The organism is Enterobacter sp. JH25 (assembly GCF_021725435.1).
GTDB classification, from domain to species: Bacteria; Pseudomonadota; Gammaproteobacteria; order Enterobacterales; family Enterobacteriaceae; genus Enterobacter; species Enterobacter intestinihominis.
This window is the reverse complement of sequence record NZ_CP091319.1, coordinates 3,555,666-3,572,118: the sequence shown is the minus strand read 5'-3', so window position 1 is coordinate 3,572,118 and position 16,453 is coordinate 3,555,666. Positions and strand designations below refer to the sequence as shown.

The window sequence follows — 16,453 nt, the reverse complement described above, 5'->3', positions numbered from 1 at the left end:
GACTCGTCATGTTTACCTTTATCAAAAAAGTGATCAAAACCGGCGCGCAGACCAGCAGTTATCCGCTGGAGCCGATGCCGGTGGATAAAAACTTTCGCGGCAAGCCGGAGCACAACCCGCAGCAGTGCATCGGCTGCGCGGCCTGCGTCAACGCCTGCCCGTCGAATGCCTTAACGGTGGAAACGGACCTGAAAACCGGCGAGCTGGCCTGGCAGTTTAACCTCGGGCGCTGCATCTTCTGCGGCCGCTGCGAGGAGGTCTGCCCGACGGTAGCCATTCGCCTGTCTCAGGAGTACGAGCTGGCGGTGTGGAAAAAAGAGGATTTCCTCCAGCAGTCGCGCTTTGCGCTGTGCAACTGCCGCGTCTGCAAGCGTCCGTTCGCCGTGCAAAAAGAGATCGACTACGCCATCGCGCTGCTGAAGCACAACGGCGACGTGCGTGCGGAGCATCACCGTGAAAGCTTCGAAACCTGCCCGGAGTGCAAACGTCAGAAATGCCTGCTGCCGTCTGACCGCATCGATTTAACCCGTCATATGAGAGAGGCCAGCTGATGGAAAACTTACTCGGCCCGCGCGACGCTAACGGCATTCCGGTGCCGCTGACGGTGGAGGAGTCCATCGCCAGCATGAAGGCGTCGCTGCTGAAAAAAATCAAACGCTCGGCCTACGTCTATCGCGTGGACTGCGGCGGCTGCAACGGCTGTGAGATCGAAATCTTCGCCACCCTGTCACCGCTGTTTGACGCCGAACGCTTCGGCATCAAAGTGGTGCCGTCCCCGCGCCACGCGGATATCCTGCTGTTCACCGGCGCGGTCACCCGCGCGATGCGCTCGCCTGCGCTGCGCGCCTGGCAGTCTGCGCCGGATCCGAAAATCTGCATCTCCTACGGCGCCTGCGGCAACAGCGGCGGCATCTTCCACGATCTTTACTGCGTCTGGGGCGGCACCGACAAAATCGTGCCGGTGGACGTTTACATTCCGGGCTGCCCGCCGACGCCCGCCGCCACGCTGTACGGTTTTGCCATGGCGCTCGGCCTGCTGGAGCAGAAGATCCACGCCCGCGAGCCGGGCGAGCTGGACAACCAGCCAGCCACTCTCCTGCACCCGGATATGGTGCAGCCGCTGCGGGTGAAGATCGATCGCACGGCGCGCAGGCTGGCGGGTTACCGCTATGGCCGTCAGATTGCCGACGATTATCTGCGTCTGCTGAGCCAGGGCGACCATCAGGTGGCGCGCTGGCTGGAGGCCGAGAACGATCCGCGTCTCAATGAGATCGTGGCAAACCTGAACAGTATTGTGGATGAGGCGCGTATCCGATGAGTGAAACGGTGGTGTTCAGCCAGCTGAGCCGTAAGTTTATTGATGAGAACGATGCCACGCCGGATGCGGCGCAGCAGGTGGTCTATTACAGCCTGGCGATTGGGCACCACCTCGGGGTGATCGACTGCCTGGAGGCGGCGTTAAGCTGCCCGTGGCCCGAGTACCTGGCGTGGATCGCCACGCTGGAGGAGGGCAGCACGGCGCGGCGCAAAATGGAGGGCGTGCCGAAGTACGGTGAGATCGTCATCGACGCCAACCATATCACGATGCTCGCCAACGCCTTTGACGCGGCGCTGAGCGTACAAACCCCGGCGCAGCAGGCGTGGAGCAAAACGCTGCTCGGCATGCTGCACGATATTCATCAGGAGAGCGCCATCTACCTGATGGTGAGGAGATTACGTGACTGACGTTTTACTGTGTGTCGGCAACAGCATGATGGGCGACGACGGCGCGGGCCCGCTGCTGGCGGAGATGTGCGCCGCGAACCCGCCGGGCAACTGGGTGGTGATTGACGGCGGCAGCGCGCCGGAAAACGACGTGGTGGCCATTCGCGAGCTGCGCCCGGACAGGTTGTTAATCGTCGATGCCACCGATATGGGGCTCAACCCCGGCGAGATCCGCCTGATTGACCCGGACGACATCGCCGAGATGTTTATGATGACCACCCACAACATGCCGCTGAACTACCTGGTGGATCAGATTAAAGACGACGTGGGTGAGGTGCTGTTTCTGGGCATTCAGCCGGACATCGTCGGGTTTTATTATCCGATGACGCCGCCGGTGAAAGAGGCGGTGGACGTGGTGTATTCACGGCTTGCCGGGTGGGTTGGGGACGGGGGTTTTCAGCCCCTCACCCCGGCCCTCTCCCCAGAGGGGAGAGGGTGAAAACCGCATCGAGCAGTTTGTAGGCCGGGTAAGGCAACGCCGCCACCCGGCAAAACAGGCTACGCCAGATCCGCCCCGTTACTCGCAATCACCTTCTTATACCACCAGAACGATTTCTTGCGCTTTCGATCCAGCGTGCCGTTCCCGGCGTCGTCGCGGTCGACGTAGACAAATCCATAGCGCTTGCTCATCTCCCCGGTTGAGGCCGAGACCAGGTCAATGCAGCCCCAGGTGGTGTAGCCCAGCAGCGGCACGCCGTCCTCAATCGCGTCACCCATCGCACGGATATGCTCGCGCAGGTAGCTGATGCGGTAGTCGTCGTTGATCTCGCCGTTTTCATCAATGACGTCCTTCGCCCCGAGGCCGTTTTCCACCAGGAACAGCGGCTTCTGGTAGCGGTCATACATCATGTTCATGGTGATGCGCAGCCCGAGCGGGTCGATGCCCCAGCCCCACTCGCTCACCTGAATGTGCGGGTTGCGCAGGGACTTCACGATGTTCGCCGCGCTGGTGTTGCCCGCGTTCATATCCGCCGACGCGCAGCGCGAGGCGTAATAACTGAACGAGACAAAGTCGACGGTGTTTTTCAGCAGGTCGTCGTCGCCGGGGTCTTTCACAATCACCACGCCTTTCTCGCGGAACACGCGGGCGGAGTAGGCCGGATAGCTGCCGCGCGCCTGCACGTCGATAAAGAACAGGTTCTCGCGGTCTTTCTCCAGTGCCATCCACACGTCTTCCGGCTTGCAGGAGTAGGGGTAGAAGTTACCGCCCGCCAGCATGCAGCCAACCTGGTTTTCCGGGTTCACCTCGTGGGCGATTTTGGTCGCCAGCGCGCTCGCCACCAGCTCGTGGTGCGCGGCCTGGTATTTCACCTGGTCTTCGTTTTCCCCTTCCTCAAACACCAGCCCCGCGCCGGAGAACGGGCTGTGCAGCATAATGTTGATTTCGTTGAAGGTCAGCCAGTATTTCACCAGCCCGTTAAACGCCTCGAAGCAGGTGCGGGCGTAGCGGGCGAAGAAATCCACCATCTTACGGTTGCGCCAGGAGCCGTACTCCGTCACCAGGTGCATCGGCACGTCGAAATGGCAGAGCGTCACCAGCGGCTCGATGTTGTACTTTTTGCACTCCTCGAACACCGCGCGGTAGAAGGCAATGCCCTCCTGATTTGGCAACGGTTCGTCGCCGTTCGGGTAGAGGCGGCTCCAGGCAATCGAGGTGCGGAACACCGTAAAGCCCATCTCCGCCATCAGGGCAATGTCTTCTTTGTAACGATGGTAAAAATCAATCGCCTCGTGGCTCGGGTAAAATTCGTCGTCACGCAACGAAAACCGTTTTTCCTTGCCGACTTTTACCGCCAGACGGTTTGCGCCGTGGGGGATCATATCGACCGTCGTCAGTCCTTTGCCGCCTTCACGGTAAGCACCTTCACTCTGGTTGGCGGCAAGCGCGCCGCCCCATAAAAATCCTTGTGGAAAAACAGACATTCTTACCTCGCTTTCAGTTTATGCTTCTGCTGCTTTGTTCTGTACCGGTGCGGTTTGCAGGGCGCGTGCTTTTTCGGCTTCGTCTTCTACCGGGATATCTTCAAACCCTAACAGCAGGGTCAGCACGAACGACAGCACCACCGCCAGACCCATCACACCAAACACCCAGACGATGGTCATCGGGTTGGCCGGGTCGAAGAACTGCACGCTGGTGAACAGCCCCGGCGCCGCCATGGAGTGGCTGGCAAGACCGGCCATGCCGGCCACCGCGCCGCAGATAAAGCCGCTGATCAGGCTCGCAATCAGCGGACGTTTCAGACGTACCGCCACGCCGTACAGGGCCGGTTCAGAGATCCCCGCCATGATGGCGGAGGCCGCAGCCGCCAGCGCCGTCTGGCGCAGCTCCGGGTTTTTGGTTTTCCACGCCACCGCCAGCGACGAACCGCCGAGCGACAGGTTGGCGCCGATTTCCGACGGCATCACCATCCCTTCTTTGCCCGTTTCGGCAATGGTCTAGATGATGGTCGGCGTAAACACGCGGTGCATCCCGGTCATCACCAGCAGCGGCCACAGCGCGCCCATAATGGCAACGGAGAGCCAGCCCAGATAGCCGTGAATGGTGTAGACCAGCGCGGAGATGGCGCTACCGATCCAGATCCCAAGCGGGCCAATCAGCACGATGGCGAGCGGGGCGGCAATCAGCACGATCAGCATCGGCTTGAGGAAGTTTTTGGTCACCGCCGGGGTGATGCGATCCACCCAGCGTTCGATATACGACAGGCACCAGGTCATCACCAGGGCCGGGATAACGGTATAGGTGTATTTCACCGCCGTCACCGGAATTAAGGCAAATTCTACATGCTCGCCCTGCGCCGCTTTCGCCATCAGCTCGATAAAGCTCGGGTGAACCAGTACGCCCGCAATGGCTATCGCCAGGGACATGTTGGTTTTGAACTTCACCGCTGCGGAAGCCGCCACCATCAGCGGCAGGAAGAAGAACGCGCCGTCGCCAATAACGGTCAGGATCGTCAGCGTCGGGTCACCTTTGCCCAGCACGCCGGTCATCTCAAGGATCATCGCCAGCAGCTTGACCATCGACCCGCCGATGATCGCCGGGATCAGCGGAGACATGGTGCCGATCAGCGCGTCGAGGATCCCGGCGCCAATCCGGCGCAGCGTAAGCTTCTGTGGACCTTCCGCTACGGCAGGTTGCAGGTTGGCGGGCAGCAGGCTCACCACTTCACGGTATGCCTGGGACACGGTGTTGCCGATGATCACCTGGCACTGATTGTCGTTGCGCACCACGCCGAGCACGCCGCTGATGCTTTTCAGACGCGCGGCGTCGGTAAGGCTTTCGTCTTTCAGAACGAAGCGCAGGCGCGTCATGCAGTGGGTGACGGCGACGATGTTCTCTTTACCGCCCAGCGCGCTAACCACGTCATTTGCCAGCGCAGCGTAATTTTTTGCCATCGGATGTGATCCTGTTATCGTTGTGAGAAGTGTAGGAAACCGGTTTCACATAATCATCATGAGTTTCTTTTAATGAAACAAGACCACTTTTTATGCATTTTTTCGTTTCGTGATGACGATCACTCGTGGCCGTATAAAGCGTGATAACGCCGCTGCGACAATTTTTCTGCGGTGAAGTACACTGCGGCTCATCAGATTTGAATGGAATAACACTATGACCACGATGCTGGAAGTGGCGAAGCGGGCAGGCGTGTCGAAAGCGACGGTCTCCCGGGTGCTGTCGGGGAACGGTTACGTCAGCCAGGAGACGAAAGACCGCGTGTTTCAGGCCATCGAAGAGAGCGGGTATCGCCCCAATCTGCTGGCGCGAAACCTGGCGACCAAACGCACCCAGACCCTGGGGCTGGTGGTGACAAACACCCTGTACCATGGGGTCTACTTTAGCGAGCTGCTGTTTAACGCCGCGCGGATGACGGAAGAGAAGGGGCGTCAGCTAATCCTGGCGGACGGCAAGCACAGCGCCGAAGAGGAGCGCGAGGCGATCCAGTACCTGCTCGACATGCGCTGCGACGCGGTGATCATCTACCCGCGTTTTCTGAGCGTGGAAGCGCTGGACGAAATTATTGAGAAATGCGAGCAGCCGATTATGGTGCTCAACCGCCGTTTGCGGAAAAACAGCAGCCACAGCGTCTGGTCCAATCATAAAGCGTCGTGTCAGGACGCAGTATCGCAGTTGATCGCGAAAGGCCACCGGGAGATTGCGTTTATCACCGGTTCGCTGGATTCCCCCACCGGCGTGGAGCGTCTTTCCGGCTACAAGGACGCGCTGGCGCAGCACGGCATTGCCCTGCGTGACGCGCTGATCGCCGAAGGGAAGTGGAGCCCGGCCAGCGGCGCGGCGGCGGTCTCTCAGCTGCTCACCCGCGGCGAAACGTTTACCGCCCTGGTGGCGAGTAACGACGATATGGCGATTGGCGCCATCAGGCAGTTGCACGAGAGCGGCGTCGCCACGCCGGGCGCGGTGTCCGTCATCGGCTTTGACGACGTGGCAATCGCGCCCTATATCGTGCCGTCCCTCTCCAGCGTGCGTATTCCGGTAACGGAGATGATCCAGGAGACCATCAGCCGCCTGATCTTCATGCTCGACGGCGGTGAGTTTAAGCCTCAGCAAACTTTTTCCGGCGAGCTTATCCTGCGCGGCTCCGTCATTGACGGCCCGCATCGCTGACGTCGACATCTGTCATCGTCACAAATGACGATGACAGATCCTCTTCTTTTTTATTTCGCTTTAAAATCAATGTGTTAAATATTGGCACGGTTTATGAATAGCTTCGCGCATAACAGTTATGCCGGAGAAGCAGATGAACCGTTTTATTATGGCCGATGCCAGCAAATGCATTGGTTGCCGTACCTGTGAAGTGGCGTGCGTGGTGTCCCATCAGGCGGAGCAGGATTGCGCCTCCCTGACCCCCGATACCTTCCTGCCGCGCATCCACGTCATTAAAGGCGTGAATATTTCCACCGCCGCTATCTGTCGCCAGTGCGAAGACGCGCCGTGCGCCAACGTCTGTCCGAACGGGGCGATTAAGCGCGAGAAAGGCTTCGTGCATGTGATGCAGGAGCGCTGCATCGGGTGCAAAACCTGTGTGGTGGCGTGTCCGTATGGCGCGATGGAGGTGGTCGTTCGCCCGGTGGTGCGCAACAGCGGTATCGGGCTGAGCGTGCGCGCGGAGAAAGCCGAAGCCAATAAATGTGACCTCTGCTACCACCGCGACGCCGGTCCGGCGTGTATGGAAGCCTGTCCGACGCATGCGCTGGTCTGCGTCGATCGCGATAAGCTCGAACAGATGAGTGCCGAAAAACGCCGCCGTGCGGCGTTCGACACCTCGTCATCGCTGCTGTTTTAAGCTGCAATGCGCGTTAACGGCGTACAGCTTCGGGTGCGCGGCAAGGTGCAGGGGGTAGGATTTCGTCCCTTCGTCTGGCAGCTTGCACACCAGCTGGGGCTGGCGGGCGACGTGTGCAACGACGGAGAGGGTGTCCTGGTGCGTCTCGCGGGTAGTGGGGGTGACTTTACCGCGAGACTGCGCCAGGACTGCCCACCGCTGGCGCGCATCGATCGCGTTGAAACGCAGCCGTACAGCTGGAATACGCTGCCGGACGAGTTTGTCATCCGCCACAGCGAGAGCGGGGCGATGGACACGCAAATCGTCCCGGATGCCGCCACCTGTCCCGCATGCCTGGCGGAGATGCGCGATCCGCGCGAGCGCCGTTATCGCTACCCGTTTATCAACTGCACCCACTGCGGGCCGCGGTTTACCATTATCCGCGCCATGCCCTATGACCGCCCGGCCACGTCAATGGCGCCTTTCCCGCTCTGTGTGCCCTGTGAAACGGAGTACCGCAACCCGGCTGACCGGCGTTTTCACGCCCAGCCGGTGGCCTGCCCGGACTGCGGGCCGCAGCTGGAGTGGCAAGCCGGGGATGCTGCTGCCACCCGCGAATCGGCGTTAAGCGCGGCGGTGGAGAGATTGAAAAACGGCGGGATTGTGGCGGTCAAAGGGCTGGGCGGATTTCACCTGGTCTGCGACGCGCTTAACCCACAGGCGATTCGGAAATTGCGGGCACGCAAGCAGCGCCCGACCAAGCCGCTGGCGGTGATGATCCCGCATGCGAACGATCTGCCGGAGGCCATCCAGACGCTGTTAGGTTCACCCGCTGCGCCGATTGTGCTGACGCCAAAAGCCTGCCTTCCTGCGTTTCCTGAGGAGATTGCGCCGGGGCTGAATACAATTGGCGTGATGTTGCCTGCGAACCCGCTCCAGCATTTGCTGATGTTGGACTGCCAGCGCCCGCTGGTGATGACCTCCGGCAACCTCAGCGGCCATCCACCCGCCATAAGCAACCAGCAGGCGCTGGAAGAACTCAGTGACGTCGCTGACGGCTTCCTGCTGCACAACCGCGATATTCTTCAACGGATGGATGATTCAGTAATGGATCGGGACGGTGCGATGCTGCGTCGCGCACGCGGTTTTGTGCCGGATGCCATCACATTGCCCGCCGGATTCCGCGACATCTCGCCCATGTTATGCACCGGCGCGGAGATGAAAAATACCTTCTGCCTGGTACGTGGCAACCAGGCGGTGCCGAGCCAGCATTTTGGCGATCTGAGCGACGAGGGCGTAGAGGCGCAGTGGCGCAGTGCGCTCTCGACGATGCAGGACATCTACGCCTTCCAGCCAGAGCGCGTGGTGTGCGATGCCCATCCGGGATATCACGCCCGACAGTGGGCCCGGGCGCAGGCGCTGCCCGTTGAGACCGTGCTGCATCATCATGCGCATGCGGCAGCGTGTCTGGCGGAGAATGGCTGGCCCCTCGACGGCGGGGATGTTATTGCCCTGACGCTGGATGGGATCGGTATGGGTGAGAACGGCGCGCTGTGGGGCGGCGAGTGCCTGCGGGTGAACTATCGCGACTGCGAACGGCTGGGCGGTCTGCCAGCCGTTGCGCTGCCGGGGGGCGATCTGGCGGCAAAACAGCCGTGGCGCAATTTGCTCGCCCACTGTCTGGCGTTCGTACCTGACTGGCAGCAGTACCCGGAAACCGATGCCGTACAGCGTGAGAACTGGCCGCTGCTGGCAGCGGCCGTGACGCGCGGTATCAATGCGCCGCGGGCCTCCTCCTGTGGTCGTCTGTTTGACGCCGTGGCCTGTGCGCTGGGCATTGAAACGCAACGCTATGAGGGCGAAGCCGCATGCCGGCTGGAGGCGCTGGCCGAACGCTGTGCAGGGGTTGATCATCCGGTGACGCTCAAGACGGATAACCTTGCGCTGTTCTGGCAGCAGTGGCTGGCCTGGCGGGCGGAGCCCGGAGAGCGCGCCTGGGCCTTTCACGATGCGCTGGCAAAAGGGCTGAGCGAACTGGCGGCAACGCATGCCCGCCGACGGTCGCTCTCTACGGTGTGCTTCAGCGGAGGTGTCCTTCACAACCGCCTGCTACGCGCGCGCCTTCGTCATTACCTTTCTGATTTCACGCTTCTTTTTCCTTCGCGCCTGCCCGCAGGCGACGGAGCGATCTCCTTCGGGCAGGCGGTGGTTGCTGCCGCCCGATCATGTTCACAAAGGATTTAAAATGTTACGACTTTTACGCAATGAACCTCGTGCAGCGTGCCTGCTGCTGGCTCTGGTGATGGCTAACCTGCTGGCCTGGGGGCTGGCGTGGCACACCTTTAGCGGCAGTACGGCGCTGATGGCGGCCAGCCTGCTGGCCTGGTGTTACGGACTGCGTCATGCGGTGGATGCCGACCATATCGCCGCGATTGATACCGTGACGCGTAAGATGATGCAGCAGGGCAAGCGCCCGTCCGGCGTGGGCGCATGGTTTTCCCTCGGACACTCCACCATCGTGGTGCTGGCCTCCATTGCCATCGCCGCCACCGCCACGGCGTTTCAGAAAAATATGGAATGGTTCCACGAAACCGGCAGCCTGATTGGCACCGCCGTCTCCGCCACCTTCCTGCTGGCGATGGCGCTGGTGAATATGGTGATCCTGCGCGGCGTCTGGCGCAGTTTTCAGGCACTAAAACACGGCAGGCCCGTGCAGGGCGACATCACGCTGCCTGCCCAGGGTGGCGTCATGAACTGGCTGTTCGGCAAAACCTTCCGCCTCGTCAATAAAAGCTGGCAGATGTATCTGGTGGGCTTCCTGTTTGGCCTCGGCTTTGACACGGCCACCGAAATCGGCGTGCTGGGGATCTCCGCCGCCAGCGCCTCCAGCGGGATGTCGGTGTGGTCGATCATGATCTTCCCGGCGCTCTTCGCCAGCGGCATGGCGCTGGTGGATACGCTCGATAACCTGCTAATGGTGGGTGCCTACGGCTGGGCATTCAACAAGCCGCAGCGCAAGCTGTACTACAACATGACCATCACCGGCACTTCGGTGGTGGTGGCGCTGTTTATCGGCGGGCTGGAAGCGCTGGGTCTGCTGATGGACAAGTTCTCCCTCAGCGGCGGCGTGTGGGATCTGATTGGTGCGGTGAACGATAACCTGGGCGACGCCGGGTTTGTGGTGGTCGGGCTGTTTGTCGCCTGCTGGCTGATCTCAATGGCGAACTACCGCTGGCGCGGTTATGACGCGCTGGTGGTGCGGTCCTGAACCACGCAGCCCTGTTTTTGCCCGGCGGCGCTACGCTTGCGCGGGCCTACAAGGTTTACCTTTATGGTGTTAAGTTGGCCGGGTAAGCGGAGCGCCACCCGGCATGACGAGGGTTAAGCAGGTAACGATTTCAGCAGCGCGAAGGCCTCCTTCATTCTGTCTTCGCTGACCACAAAGGCGCGCATCTGACCGACAGTATCGGTGCCGCGAGCTACCATGCCCTGAGCCGAAAGGGCAATCTCCCAGTTCAGATCCTGACGCTGCGTTTCACCTGCGAGATGCAGCGGTAGTTCCGGCGTTTTTATCTTCACCAGCATGGCGGGTAATTTCACCGGGGCGTTGCCGCCGAGCAGGTTTTTCGCCAGGAACATGGCGCTTAACTGAATCGGTTGCAGGAACGGCAGCACCTGGCCGTTAATTTCCGCGCAGTCGCCCAGGGCATAAATGTCCGGCTGGGTGGTTTGCAGGTAGCTGTCTACCTTCACGCCGCGATTGATCTCTGCGCCTGCGCGGTGCGCCAGCGCGGTTTCCGGGCGCAGCCCCGTCGCCGCAATAACCACATCCACTTCCACCCTGCGGGTGCGGTCGAGCGTCGCACAAATGCCGGTTTCGGTTTTACTCAGGCTCTGCAACTGCGATTTCAGCAGCAGATGCACGCCCATGTCGGTCAGACGATGCTGTAAGCGACTGCTTACTTCTGCCGGCATCAGCGCTGACAGAATGCTGGCCGCGTGGTCAACCAGGGTGACGGATTTTCCCGCCCGGCAGAAGTCCATCGCCAGCTCGGTGCCAATCAGCCCGCCGCCGACAATCATCACCCGTGTGGCGTCGCGTAACAGGGTCTCGCTGGCCTGATACTCCTGCTGACTGTTGAGCGTGACCATCAACTCGCGGCCCTCAACCGGCGGCACAAACGCCGATGCCCCCGTCGCCAGCACCAGCTTGTCGTACTGCCAGGTTTTATCTTTCGCGTTCACCACGTGGGCGTCGGCGTCGATATCGGTGACCCAGGTGTACGGAAACAGACGCAGATTAAATTGTTCTGCAAACTCCCCCGCCGTCTGGCGGGTGAGATCGTCGGCGCGCTGATTTTGGCTAATGACGTGGCTTAAATCAGGCTTGTTGTACTCATCCATGCTGTCGGCGGCGATCACCGTCAACGGCACGTTAGCATCCTGTTTGCGGATATTTTTCACCAGCTGGCGGGCGGCAAAGCCCGAGCCGATAATGACGATGCCGTGGCTCATTTTGCCTCCGTTGCCAGTTCATCAAAGACGTCTTTTCCGAGGGAACATTCCGGGCAGAGGAAGTTGTCCGGCACCTCGCTCCACGGTGTACCCGGCGCGACATCCTGCAACGGCTCGCCCAGCTCGGGATCGTAAATCCACTGGCAGACGCTGCACTGCATGCAGGGGCCGAGGTCGGCAGCGGCAGGAGCGGCTTCTGCTACGGCTTCCGGCGCAGCAGCCGCGGCGGGTGCGGTTTCCGGCAGCGGCGCAAGCGCCCACTGGCGGGCAATGTCGCGACCGTGCTGGCGACAGATTTCCAGCGCGTCGAGATCCGGACGCCATTTCGCCTTCAGGCTCAGGGACATCTCAAAACCGGCATCCTGTAAACGGGTGGAGAGACGGTCTACCGCGCCGCCGCTCCAGCCGTGTGAACCAAAGGCGCTGGCGCGTTTGTTACGGAAGCGCAGGCCGGTCATCTCTTCCACCAGTCCGGCAATTTTCGGCATCATCACGTTATTCATGGTGGAGGTACCCACCAGCACGCCTTTGGAGCGGAAGACGTTGGTCAATACCTCATTCTTATCGCTGCGCGCCACGTTGAAGATTTTCACTGCCACGTTCGGGTCCACTTCGTTGATGCCCTGGGCAATGGCGTCCGCCATCATGCGGGTGTTGTTGGACATGGTGTCGTAGAAGATGGTGATGCGGTCTTCCTGATAGTCCGCCGCCCACTTCAGGTACAGCTCGACGATCTGGGTTGGATTTTCACGCCATACCACGCCGTGGGAGGTGGCAATCATATCCACCGGCAGGTTGAAGCCGAGGATCTCGGTGATTTTTGGCGTGACCAGACGGCTGAACGGCGTCAGGATGTTGGCGTAGTAGCGCTGGCACTGTTCGAACAGCTCGGTCTGATCCACTTCGTCGTTGAACAGACGTTCGTCGCAGTAGTGCTGGCCGAAGGCGTCGTTGCTGAACAGCACCGCGTCACCGGTCATGTAGGTCATCATGCTGTCCGGCCAGTGCAGCATTGGGGTTTCCACGAAGATCAGCTGTTTGCCGTTGCCGATATCCAGCGTGTCGCCGGTTTTTACGGTGTGGAAGTTCCACTCTGGATGGTGGTGGTGGCCGTTGATGGAGTCAATGGCGTTGGTGGTGCAGTAGATCGGGGTATCCGGAATGTGGGACATCAGCTCGGTCAGCGCCCCGGCGTGATCCTCTTCCGCGTGGTTGATGATGATGTAGTCGATGTCGTTCAGATCGATTTCGCTGCGCAGGTTCTGCACGAACTCGCGGCTGAATTTGTGATCGACGGTATCGATCAGGACGTTTTTACCTTCGCGAATGAGATAGCTGTTGTAGCTGCTGCCGCGCAGCGTTTTGTATTCCGTCCCGTGAAAATCACGTACTTCCCAGTCACGTTGACCCACCCAATGAATGTTATTTTTAACCAGAATAGACATAGCAACCTCAACTTAATACGGCGTTTTCAAATAAGATGACTGTCATATATCAAGTTGCGTGCCAGTTTTTTAACTCATTGAAAATAATGTATTTATATTTTTATTCTCCCTAATAGGTAGTCATTTTGACTATCTTAAAAATTGTCAATATGACACTATGTGTTGTCAAATTGACAGTGAGGCAGAGATGAGCTTTTCCGTAGATGTGCTGGCGAAGATCGCCATAGAACTGCAAACCGGTATCGGTCATCAGGACCGCTTTCAGCGGCTGATCTCCACGTTGCGCCACGTGCTGGATTGCGATGCCTCGGCGCTGCTGCGTTACGAAGGGCGGCAGTTTATTCCGCTGGCTATCGACGGTCTGGCGAAGGACGTACTCGGGCGGCGCTTTACCCTGGAGGGCCACCCGCGTCTGGAAACCATCGCCCGTGCGGGTGATGTGGTGCGTTTCCCGGCAGACAGCGATCTGCCCGATCCGTACGACGGCCTGATCCCCGGGCAGGAGAGCCTGAAGGTGCACGCCTGTATCGGCCTGCCGCTGTTTGCCGGGCAGAACCTGATTGGCGCGTTAACCCTCGATGGCATGTCGCCGGATCAGTTCGATACCTTCAGCGACGAAGAGCTACGGCTGATTGCCGCGCTGGCGGCCGGGGCGCTGAACAACGCCCTGCTGATAGAACAGCTGGAGAGCCAGAATATTCTTCCGGGTAGCCCGACGGCGTTTGAGCAGGTGGCGCACACCGAAATGATCGGACTTTCGCCGGGCATGGCGCAGCTTAAAAAAGAGATTGAGATTGTCGCCGCGTCTGATTTGAACGTGCTGATCTTCGGGGAGACCGGCACCGGTAAAGAGCTGGTGGCGAAAGCGATCCACGAAGCCTCGCCCCGTGCGGTGAACCCGCTGGTGTATCTCAACTGCGCGGCGCTGCCGGAAAGCGTGGCGGAAAGCGAGCTGTTCGGACACGTCAAAGGGGCCTTTACCGGGGCGATCAGCAACCGCAGCGGCAAGTTCGAAATGGCTGATAACGGCACGCTGTTCCTCGATGAAATTGGCGAACTCTCCCTTTCGCTCCAGGCCAAACTGCTGCGGGTGTTGCAGTATGGCGATATTCAACGCGTGGGTGACGATCGCAGCTTACGCGTGGATGTGCGCGTGCTGGCGGCGACGAACCGCGATCTGCGCGAAGAGGTGCTGGCGGGCAATTTCCGCGCCGATCTGTTCCACCGTCTGAGCGTGTTCCCGCTCACGGTGCCGCCGCTGCGCGAGCGGGGCGATGATGTGGTGCTGCTGGCGGGCTTTTTCTGCGAACAGTGTCGGCTCAAAATGGGGCTTTCCCGCGTGGTGCTAAGCCCCGGCGCGAGGACGCACCTGCTGTGCTACGGCTGGCCGGGTAACGTGCGTGAACTGGAACATGCGATTCACCGCGCGGTGGTGCTGGCGCGGGCTACGCGTTCGGGGGATGAAGTGGTGATTCATGCGCGCCATTTCGCGCTGCATGAGGAAACGACGCCGTCCGTGAAGCCGGTGATACCTGAGAGCGTGAACGAAAACCTGCGCGAGGCGACGGATGCGTTCCAGCGTCAGATGATCACCCGCGCCCTGGAGCAGAATAACCGCAGATGGGCGGCATGCGCGCGGGCGCTGGAGATGGACGTCGCCAACCTTCACAGGCTGGCGAAACGTCTGGGGCTTAAGGGTTAAATAATCCCCGCCTGGTAGAAGTCTTGCAGGTTGATCGCGCCGCACAGCCTGCCGTGCTCGTCCACCACCGGCGCAGCGGTGATTTTGCGCTTCATCAGCACCTCTTTGGCTTCAATGGCGCGGCTGTCGGCATTCAGCGTCAGCCCGCCCCGGGTCATTGCTTCGGATACCCGCGCCTCCAGCTTGCCGCCGCCCACCAGCCAGCGGCGCAGGTCGCCGTCGGTGAAGACGCCCTTCACCTGGCGGTTGTTGTCGCATACCGCAACCAGCCCCAGACCGGTGCGGCTCAGCTCCAGCATGGCGTCCATCACGCTGGTGTCGAGTTTGACCTGAGGAATGGCATCGTCCGTGCGCATCAGGTGGTGAACCTTGTTGAGCAGACGTGCCCCAAGCGCGCCAGCAGGATGGGAACGGGCGAAATCCTCTTCGTTAAAGCCGCGCGCCTGCATCACCGCCATCGCCAGCGCGTCGCCCATCATCAGCGTGTTGACGGTGCTGGAGGTCGGTGCCAGGTGCATCGGGCAGGCTTCGCGCTCAACGGAAATATCCAGCGTTGCTTTCGCGGCCAGCGCCAGCGGCGAACGGGATTTGCCGGTCATCGCTAACAGGGCCACCGATTTTTCTTGCAGGCGAGGGATGATGAGATCCAGCTCTTTGGCTGAACCGGAGTAGGAGATGAACAGCATCACGTCGCGGCTTTCGATCATCCCCAGATCGCCGTGCAGCGCTTCGGCAGGATGCACGAAGAACGCCGGTGTGCCGGTGCTGGCAAGCGTCGCGGCAATCTTCTTGCCGATATGACCGGATTTACCGATACCCGCCACGATCACTTTGCCCTCGCAGTGGATAATGGTGTTGGCTGCACGAACAAAATCCTCACCCAGACGCTCCGGCAGGCGGCTGGCTTCCTGTAGCTCCAGCAGCAGAGTCTGGCGGCCTGCGTTTAACAGAAAATCACTCATTTTTCTCTCCGGTTACGATCACGTCGATGCCCTTCGCTTCCAGCGCTTTTTTAAATGCCGGATCGATACCTGCGTCGGTAATCAGCTTATCGACGCTTTCAAGGCTACAGACAATGTTGGGGCTTTTACGGCCAAACTTCGACGAGTCCGCCATCAAAATCACTTCCCGCGCGGCGTTGCACATCGCTTTGCTGACGCTGAACACCTCGTTGAAGGTGGTCACGCCCGCGTTGAGGTCGATGCCGTCCGTGCCCATAAACAGCTTATCGAAGCTGAAGTGGTCGAAGGCATTCTCCGCCAACTGCCCGTGAAACGACGCGGATTTTTTACGGAAGGTGCCACCGGGCATCAGGATGGTCTGCTCGCTGTCGAACTCTGACAGGGCATTGACGATATGCAGGCTGTTGGTCATCACGGTGATGTTATTAAAGCGGCTGAGCAGCGGGATCATCTGCAGGACGGTACTGCCAGCGTCGAGGATGATGGAATCGCCGTCCTGGATAAATTTGACCGCAGCTTCGGCAATCAGCGCTTTCTGGTGCGTATTAATCAGCGTCTTGTGATCGATAGGCGGGTCGGCTTCGTCTTTATTGAGCACCACGCCGCCGTAGGTACGAATGACGGCGCCGGAGTTTTCGAGCAACACCAGGTCCTTGCGTATTGTCGTGCCGGTGGTGTCAAAGTAGTGGGCCAGATCCTCTACCGAGCACTTTCCCTGCTTTTGCAGATGCTCAAGTATGGCCGCCTGCCGCTGACGTGGTTTCATAGGCGCTTCGTTCCTTACGT

14 protein-coding genes and 1 pseudogene are annotated in these 16,453 nt (G+C 60.1%); 9 read left to right on the top strand and 6 right to left on the bottom strand.

Annotated features, from left to right (window positions below):
• The first annotated feature begins 8 nt into the window (after nucleotides 1-8).
• The 4 genes from L2Y28_RS17085 to hycI are packed head-to-tail and all read left to right on the top strand — an operon-like array spanning nucleotide 9 to nucleotide 2,203.
• A complete protein-coding gene (locus tag L2Y28_RS17085) occupies nucleotides 9-551 on the top strand; it encodes a formate hydrogenlyase complex iron-sulfur subunit (protein ID WP_022649162.1) in 543 nt (180 codons plus the stop codon).
• A complete protein-coding gene (locus tag L2Y28_RS17080) occupies nucleotides 551-1,318 on the top strand; it encodes an NADH-quinone oxidoreductase subunit B family protein (RefSeq protein WP_022649161.1) in 768 nt (255 codons plus the stop codon). Before L2Y28_RS17085 ends, L2Y28_RS17080 begins: the two co-directional genes overlap by 1 nt.
• Entirely contained in the window at nucleotides 1,315-1,725 is a 411-nt protein-coding gene (locus tag L2Y28_RS17075; protein WP_022649160.1) for a formate hydrogenlyase maturation HycH family protein, read from the top strand. The genes L2Y28_RS17080 and L2Y28_RS17075 overlap by 4 nt, the downstream gene beginning before the upstream one ends.
• The gene (gene hycI, locus L2Y28_RS17070) at nucleotides 1,718-2,203 is read left to right on the top strand and encodes a hydrogenase maturation peptidase HycI (protein WP_022649159.1); all 486 of its coding nucleotides are present in this window, start codon (nucleotides 1,718-1,720) and stop codon (nucleotides 2,201-2,203) included. Before L2Y28_RS17075 ends, hycI begins: the two co-directional genes overlap by 8 nt.
• A 59-nt stretch (nucleotides 2,204-2,262) precedes the next feature.
• Here the strand turns inward: hycI and L2Y28_RS17065 are convergent, their stop codons facing one another.
• Together L2Y28_RS17065 and ascF are read right to left on the bottom strand one after the other, a co-directional pair.
• Nucleotides 2,263-3,687 (bottom strand): 6-phospho-beta-glucosidase, encoded by a 1,425-nt coding sequence (locus L2Y28_RS17065; RefSeq protein ID WP_022649158.1) that lies wholly within the window; start codon nucleotides 3,685-3,687, stop codon nucleotides 2,263-2,265.
• A gap of 18 nt (nucleotides 3,688-3,705) precedes the next feature.
• Nucleotides 3,706-5,157: pseudogene (gene ascF, locus L2Y28_RS17060) on the bottom strand (PTS cellobiose/arbutin/salicin transporter subunit IIBC).
• Between the two features lie 214 nt (nucleotides 5,158-5,371).
• On the opposite strand from ascF, the gene L2Y28_RS17055 reads away from it, so the two are divergent.
• The 4 genes from L2Y28_RS17055 (at nucleotide 5,372) to L2Y28_RS17040 (ending at nucleotide 10,311) form a co-directional block, all read left to right on the top strand.
• Nucleotides 5,372-6,385 carry a LacI family DNA-binding transcriptional regulator gene (locus L2Y28_RS17055; RefSeq protein ID WP_022649156.1) on the top strand — a complete coding sequence of 338 codons (1,014 nt, stop codon included), beginning with the start codon at nucleotides 5,372-5,374 and terminating at the stop codon, nucleotides 6,383-6,385.
• 133 nt (nucleotides 6,386-6,518) lie between these two features.
• Entirely contained in the window at nucleotides 6,519-7,064 is a 546-nt protein-coding gene (gene hydN, locus L2Y28_RS17050; RefSeq protein WP_017382793.1) for an electron transport protein HydN, read from the top strand.
• Nucleotides 7,065-7,070: 6 nt separating this feature from the next.
• The gene (gene hypF, locus L2Y28_RS17045; RefSeq protein WP_022649155.1) at nucleotides 7,071-9,287 is read left to right on the top strand and encodes a carbamoyltransferase HypF; all 2,217 of its coding nucleotides are present in this window, start codon (nucleotides 7,071-7,073) and stop codon (nucleotides 9,285-9,287) included.
• A 1-nt stretch (nucleotide 9,288) separates the two neighbouring features.
• Nucleotides 9,289-10,311, top strand: coding sequence for a HoxN/HupN/NixA family nickel/cobalt transporter (locus L2Y28_RS17040; protein WP_022649154.1), 1,023 nt, complete (start codon nucleotides 9,289-9,291; stop codon nucleotides 10,309-10,311).
• A 113-nt stretch (nucleotides 10,312-10,424) separates the two neighbouring features.
• Here the strand turns inward: L2Y28_RS17040 and norW are convergent, their stop codons facing one another.
• Both norW and norV read right to left on the bottom strand, forming a co-directional pair.
• Nucleotides 10,425-11,558 (bottom strand): NADH:flavorubredoxin reductase NorW, encoded by a 1,134-nt coding sequence (gene norW, locus L2Y28_RS17035; protein WP_022649153.1) that lies wholly within the window; start codon nucleotides 11,556-11,558, stop codon nucleotides 10,425-10,427.
• Entirely contained in the window at nucleotides 11,555-13,003 is a 1,449-nt protein-coding gene (norV, locus tag L2Y28_RS17030; protein ID WP_022649152.1) for an anaerobic nitric oxide reductase flavorubredoxin, read from the bottom strand. The genes norW and norV overlap by 4 nt, the downstream gene beginning before the upstream one ends.
• Before the next feature lie 187 nt (nucleotides 13,004-13,190).
• Here norV and norR point away from each other — a divergent pair, with 187 nt between their 5' ends.
• Nucleotides 13,191-14,705: a nitric oxide reductase transcriptional regulator NorR gene (norR, locus tag L2Y28_RS17025; protein WP_022649151.1), complete on the top strand. Its 1,515-nt coding sequence runs from the start codon at nucleotides 13,191-13,193 to the stop codon at nucleotides 14,703-14,705.
• On the opposite strand, the gene gutQ is transcribed toward norR, so the two are convergent.
• Together gutQ and L2Y28_RS17015 are read right to left on the bottom strand one after the other, a co-directional pair.
• Complete coding sequence (gene gutQ / locus L2Y28_RS17020; protein WP_022649150.1) at nucleotides 14,702-15,667, bottom strand: arabinose-5-phosphate isomerase GutQ; 966 nt, start codon at nucleotides 15,665-15,667, stop codon at nucleotides 14,702-14,704. The genes norR and gutQ overlap by 4 nt on opposite strands.
• Entirely contained in the window at nucleotides 15,660-16,433 is a 774-nt protein-coding gene (locus tag L2Y28_RS17015) for a DNA-binding transcriptional repressor (protein ID WP_015571676.1), read from the bottom strand. The genes gutQ and L2Y28_RS17015 overlap by 8 nt, the downstream gene beginning before the upstream one ends.
• Between the last annotated feature and the right edge of the window lie 20 nt (nucleotides 16,434-16,453).